At 70.3% G+C, this 5,778-nt stretch carries 6 protein-coding genes; 2 read left to right on the top strand and 4 right to left on the bottom strand.

The features are described from left to right. Positions 1–106 precede the first annotated feature (106 nt). The gene (locus tag IY392_RS16370; protein WP_107757323.1) at positions 107–346 is read left to right on the top strand and encodes a hypothetical protein; all 240 of its coding nucleotides are present in this window, start codon (positions 107–109) and stop codon (positions 344–346) included. 74 nt (positions 347–420) lie between these two features. Then, positions 421–1,797 (top strand): HNH endonuclease signature motif containing protein, encoded by a 1,377-nt coding sequence (locus IY392_RS16365; RefSeq protein ID WP_194861795.1) that lies wholly within the window; start codon positions 421–423, stop codon positions 1,795–1,797. 23 nt (positions 1,798–1,820) lie between these two features. On the opposite strand, the gene IY392_RS16360 is transcribed toward IY392_RS16365, so the two are convergent. The 4 genes from IY392_RS16360 to hemL form a co-directional block, all read right to left on the bottom strand. Next, positions 1,821–2,681 (bottom strand): cytochrome c biogenesis CcdA family protein, encoded by an 861-nt coding sequence (locus IY392_RS16360; RefSeq protein ID WP_194861794.1) that lies wholly within the window; start codon positions 2,679–2,681, stop codon positions 1,821–1,823. Continuing rightward, entirely contained in the window at positions 2,678–3,289 is a 612-nt protein-coding gene (locus IY392_RS16355; RefSeq protein ID WP_194861793.1) for a TlpA disulfide reductase family protein, read from the bottom strand. Before IY392_RS16355 ends, IY392_RS16360 begins: the two co-directional genes overlap by 4 nt. Positions 3,290–3,292: 3 nt before the next feature. Further along, positions 3,293–3,913 (bottom strand): histidine phosphatase family protein, encoded by a 621-nt coding sequence (locus tag IY392_RS19515; RefSeq protein ID WP_182612683.1) that lies wholly within the window; start codon positions 3,911–3,913, stop codon positions 3,293–3,295. Positions 3,914–4,230: 317 nt separating this feature from the next. Then, positions 4,231–5,580 (bottom strand): glutamate-1-semialdehyde 2,1-aminomutase, encoded by a 1,350-nt coding sequence (gene hemL / locus IY392_RS16345; RefSeq protein WP_370446311.1) that lies wholly within the window; start codon positions 5,578–5,580, stop codon positions 4,231–4,233. Positions 5,581–5,778 lie beyond the last annotated feature (198 nt).

Here is a 5,778-nt window from a genome sequence, read left to right as displayed (position 1 = left end):
GAACCCGCCCCATCAGCGGACCTGAACTGGCGTGTTACTGACCCACGCTCCTAGGCGATCTGCGATCTAGGGGAAGGACCACCGGTGGACGAGCACGGGGAGTTGATTGAACCCCGGAAGCGCGACCGAGGACCGGGCGTCTCGGAGCGCCAAGGACGAGGCAGAGGCCGAGAGGAAGCGGGAGATAGACGAGCTGAATCGCCGAATTCGCAAGCGGAGGCTGTGGCCCGGGCAAGTAATCCGACCGTCTCACTTCGAGGCCTTCATCGTGGTGGCCGCGACGATGTACCTGCTGACGGCCTGGTTGCTCATCTCCCCCATGATCGTGGCGTTCTGGCCCCGGTAGACGCCGCTGCCCCGGATGTAACCCCTGAACTGCGCCGACGCAGTGTGTCGTACCCAGGTGATCTAATCGAACACATGAGCGAGACGGTGAGTGGTGGGACGGCGGGGACAGAGTTGGCGGTAGTACTCGCCTCGCTCGATCAACACCTGCAGCGCGACTGGACCGATACCCCGCCGCCCCAGCTGCACGCCGAACTCGTGGCGCTCGAGCAGATCCAACGCCGCATCCGCGCGACACAGGCCCGCGTCATGGCCGCCGCCCGCGCCACCAGCACTGCCCGCGAGATGGGCTTCATCAACGATCGCCAGATGCTCACCGGGGGGCTCAGGCTGGCACCCGGGGACGCCCGCGGACGACTCGACGACGCCGGTATCGCCGAGTCGGCGCGTATGCGCGCCAGCGCCTCCGGCGCCGTGTCCGCCGGTCAGCTCCGAGTCATCGGTAAGGCCTTGGACGCGCTGTCCGATGAGTGCGACGACGAGGTGCGCGATCGCCTGGAGCAGAAGTTAATCGAGGCTGCCGAGAAGTCCACCACCCGGCAGCTGCAGGACCACGCCCACCGGCTGCTCGACGCTCTCGACCCGGGCCGCACCGAACGCGATGCCGCAGAGCGAGCCCGCCGCAGATCCGTGACCTGCGGAGGCCAGGGACTGGACCTCATGGCCACCGCGAGCATGACCATGGACCCGCAGCTGGCGGCTCTCATGCGCGAGGTCCACGCCCGCTGGGGCCAACCCGGCCGGCTGTGGCCCGACCCCGATGCACCGGACACCCGCAGTGACGGCCAGCGGATGCATGACGCGATGGTTCACGCGCTGCAGCTGGCCCTGTCCGCCGACGCCCGCCGGACCGGGGCGCCCGCGGCGATCGTCGTGCGCGTCGACCTCGACCAACTCACCACACTGGCCGGCTGCGGGCAGAGCGACGGCGGCATCCGCATCCCGGTGCTGCAGGCCCTGTCCATGGCGCGCGGCAACCACTGGTTCCTGGCTCTGTGCGACCAGGAGATGGACCTCAAGCTCTACCGCAGCCGCAGAACCGCCTCCCGCTATCAACGGCTCGCCCTGTTCGCCGCATACGGAGGGTGCACCCACCCGGACTGCGACCAGGACGCCAGACACTGCGAAGCACACCACAGCGCAGCGCCCTGGTCAGCCGGCGGGCTGACGAACATCGACCAACTCGCCCTGGCCAGCGGCGACTGCCACGCCATGATCCACGCGACCGGCTGGAGGACGATCCCCGACCGCACCGCGCCTCAGGGAGTCCGATGGATCCCACCCTCCGGCACACCACGTGTCGCGGCACCACCACCGGCCAAGGCGGGACAGCAGCCGCTGGCACCCCTCGAAGCGCCGATTCTGCCGTTCGCGCTGCTCCGAGACCTCGACGACGGCATCCGCCGACGGTTCGGCGCCGCCGCTGACGGGGAGAGGGCGAAGGCCGCGTGACCCCGGGGACTGTCAGTCGCCGTTTAGATGGGCAGGGTCGTATCCGAGATGGCGAAGTCGCGGAGCCAGTCGATGAACAGGGCCCACGCGCCGGAGAGCAGCAGCAGGCCCACGATGATGAGCATCACGCCACCGAACACCTGGATGGCGCGGGTGTGCCTCTGGAGCCAGCCGACGGTACGCATCGCCCAGGTCGAGCCGAAGGCCACCAACACGAACGGCAGACCGAGACCCAGGCAGTAGGCCACGATCAGCACGACGCCGCGCGCTGCGTCGACACCCGTCCCCGCGGCCACGGACAACGCCGCCGCCAGGGTCGGCCCCAGACACGGCGTCCAGCCCAGCGCGAAGACGGCACCCAACATCGGTGCGCCGACCCACGTCGAGAGAGACTTGGGCTGCATGCGCGTGTCCCGCTGCAGGGTCGGCACGAGGCCGATGAAGACCAGGCCCATGAGAATCGTCACCACACCACCGAGACGCTGCAGCAGCTCCTGTTGCGGCGCCAGGTACTGCACGGTGCCCAACACCATGGCGCTGAGCGCCACGAACACCACGGTGAACCCGCCCACGAAGAGCAGCGACGCCATCACGACCCGCGTGCGGGAGGCGCGACGAGTGCGGCGTTCGTCGACAGTCATCGTCGCCGTGGCGGCCCGCTGACGCTCGGCTGCGGCCACGGTGACCGGGGGACGCTCGGCGCCCACGACACTCGCCAGGTACGCGACGTACCCGGGTACCAGTGGGATCACACACGGCGAGGCGAAGGACACGAGCCCTGCCAGCACACACGCGCCCAGCGCCAACAGGATCGGACCACTGGCCACGGTCTGCTGGAAGGTCTCCCCCACGCTCTGCGCGAGCAGGATCGTCTCCGGGGTCACACCGGCTCGACCTCCTCGGCCAGGATCGCCGACACGGTGCCCCGCAGCTTGTCATCGGTGATCTCCGCCAGGTACACCGCCGCCACCCGGTGCTGCTTGTCCAGGATGATCGTGGCCGGCACCACGGACGTCGGGAACCCGCGCAGTGCGGCCACAGCGGCGTTGCTGGGATCCCAGATGGAGGGGAACGTGATGCCGTTGTCCTCGACGAAGTCGACGGGCTTCTGGCGGTTGGGATCGCGCAGGTTGATGCCGAACACGGTCGCGCCCTGGGGCTCGAACTCGTCCTGCAACCGCTGCAGGTCGTCGGACTCGGCGCGACACGGGCCGCACCACTGGCCCCACAGGTTCAGAATCACGACCTGCCCCTCGAAGTCCTCCTGGACGTTGAGCGTGCGATCCGGGTCCAACAGGTCCGGGCCGGTGAGCGTGGCGACGGGTCTGCGCTCGGACGGGGGATCGTAGTGGATCTCCAGCTGGCCGTCCGGGCTGACGAACTCGAACGTCTCCGGGCCCGTGACCACCGCGTCCGTGCTGGTCGCGCAAGCACCGGTGACGAGGACGCCCGCCAGGAGCAGGGCGCCGAGTGCGGCCTTGGGGTGTCGCATGGATCAGGCTCCCGTCTGCGACGGGTCAGACGCACCCGCCGGCTCGGAGTAGACGATCTCGCGCAGCGTGGTCCCCTCGAAGACCAGGGAGGTGATCGAGGCCAGAGAACACTGCCGCGAACGGGGGTCGTGCCACAGTCGACGGCCCTCGAGGAACCTCCGCGTGGTGTACACCGGCAGCTGGTGGCTCACCAGGACCGCCTCGTGTCCGCGGGCGGAGTCGAGCGTGGAGTACACGGCCCCGATCATCCGATGCGCGATCTGCAGGTACGGCTCGCCCCACGAGGGCCGCAGCGGGTTGACCAGGATCGGCCAGTACCGAGGGTTGCGCAGCGCACCATCCCGGCCGCCGACCTTGTTGCCCTCGAAGCGGTTGTCGGCCTCGATGATGTCCGCGTCGATCCCCACCGGAAGGCCCAACGCCTCGGCCAGTGGGGCGGCGGTCTCCTGGGCGCGCTGCAGCGGCGAGGCGACGACCGACACGATGTCGTGCCCCTGCCCGAGGGTGCGGGCCACGGTCTCGGCCTGACTCCGCCCCAGCTCGGAGAGCCGGAAACCCGGCAGGCGGCCATACAGCACCCCGTCGGGGTTGTGGACCTCCCCGTGGCGGACCAGGTGGACGATGGTCTGCGTCTCGGTCCCGCGGGCAGACGAATCCCGATGTGTCGACGACGACGCCGAGAGCGGTTCACCCGGAGCGGAGATCGAGCCCGGCGCGGCCCCGTAGGCCTCGGCTCCCTCCTGCTGCTGCGGGACGGAGGTCTCCGCGGGGCGGGCACCGGCCTCGGAAGCGTTCAGCGACGGCGGCGCCTCGGCGGGCGCGGGATGCTCCCCGCGGAGGGGGATCGGCAATGACGTGGGCCCCGTCGACGGGACGTCGAACACCCCGCGCAACCCCCGACCGCGCATGCCCTGACCGCGCTGCGCGCCACCGGCCCGGCTCATCGCGTGGCCTCCGGGTCGGATGCCGCGGCCGCGGCCTCGGCGGCCACGGGAAGGGACTCGGAGATGTGCTGGAAGTCGTCGTCGGTGAGTGCGGTGGACACGAACCAGGTCTCGAAGGCGCTGGGCGGGGCGTAGATGCCCCGATCCAGCAGGGTGTTGAAGAACGGTGCGTACCGGAACGTCTCAGCGGCCTTGGCCCCGGCGTAATCGCTGACCTGCTGGTCGGTGAAGAACACGCTGAGCATCGTCCCAGCGCGCTGGATGGTGTGTGCGACCCCGGCTGCGTGCAGGGCGTTGCCCAACAGCGCCCCGAGGCGATCCGCATTGGTCTGCAGCGTGTAGTAGCAGGCGTGGTCGGCCAGGCGCAGGGAGGCCAGGCCAGCCGCCACCGCGACCGGGTTCCCCGACAGCGTGCCCGCCTGGTACACCGGCCCGGCGGGGGCGAGCGAGGACATCACGTCGGCGCGGCCCCCGAACGCGGCGGCGGGCAGCCCGCCGGACATGACCTTGCCGAACGTGGTCAGGTCGCCGGCCACGCCGTCGATGCCCCACCAGCCACGTTCCCCGGCCCGGAAGCCGGTCATGACCTCGTCCATCACCAACAGCGCGCCGTTGTCGGAGCACAGGGTGCGCAGCTCCTCGTTGAAACCGGGCAGCGGCGGGACGGTACCCATGTTGCCGGCGGCGGCCTCGGTGATCACGCAGGCGATCTCGCTGCCGTGGGTGGCGAACACCACGCGGACCGCCTCGATGTCGTTGTACGGCAGCACGATCGTGTCGTGAGCGGTCGCTCCGGTCACACCGGGCGAGTCCGGCAGGGCGAACGTCGCGAGACCCGATCCGGCGTCGGCCAGCAGCGCGTCCACATGACCGTGGTAGCAGCCGGAGAACTTGACCACCTTGGACCGGCCGGTGAACCCGCGAGCAAGGCGCACCGCGCTCATGGTGGCCTCTGTGCCGGAGTTGACCAGGCGCACCTCCTCGACAGAGGTCCGACCCACGATCTCGCGCGCCAGCTCGATCTCGCCCTCGGTCGGGGTGCCGAAGCTCAGCCCGCGGGCGGCGGTCGACTGCACGGCGTCGACGATCGCGGGGTGGGCGTGGCCGTGGATCATCGGCCCCCACGAGCTCACCAGGTCGATGTAGGTGTTGCCGTCGACGTCCGTCATGCGCGAACCCCGCGCTTCACGGATGAAGCGCGGGGTGCCGCCCACGGAGTTGAAGGCGCGGACCGGGGAGTTGACCCCGCCGGGGATCAGCTCGCGGGCCTCGGCGAAGAGCTCGGCCGATCGGGTGGTGCCGGACAGGCCGGACGGGGTCGGGAAGGCATCGCTCGCAGACGTCACCCGTCCAGTGTCTCAAAGACCGCTCCCGAGCACCCCCTCGCGGTGTCAGCCCTGCGGCGCGGCGGGCTGGGCGTGCGGCGCGAACACCGCCTTGACGGCGGTCTCGACCTGTCCGGCCACGTCCTGGAGCGCCTTCTCGGCCTGCTCATGCAGGTCCTGCGGGGTGGGCAGCGGGCCCGGTGCCCACCCCGCAGGACC

This window comes from Dietzia sp. SYD-A1 (assembly GCF_015356725.1).
Lineage (GTDB): Bacteria > Actinomycetota > Actinomycetes > Mycobacteriales > Mycobacteriaceae > Dietzia.
This window is presented reverse-complemented; position numbering and strand designations above follow the sequence as displayed.

Bases quoted from the DNA above. Each gene is read 5' to 3' on its own strand.
- IY392_RS16355 (WP_194861793.1), bottom strand. From the start codon at position 3,289: ATGCGACACCCCAAGGCCGCACTCGGCGCCCTGCTCCTGGCGGGCGTC.
- IY392_RS16365 (WP_194861795.1), top strand. From the start codon at position 421: ATGAGCGAGACGGTGAGTGGTGGGACGGCGGGGACAGAGTTGGCGGTA.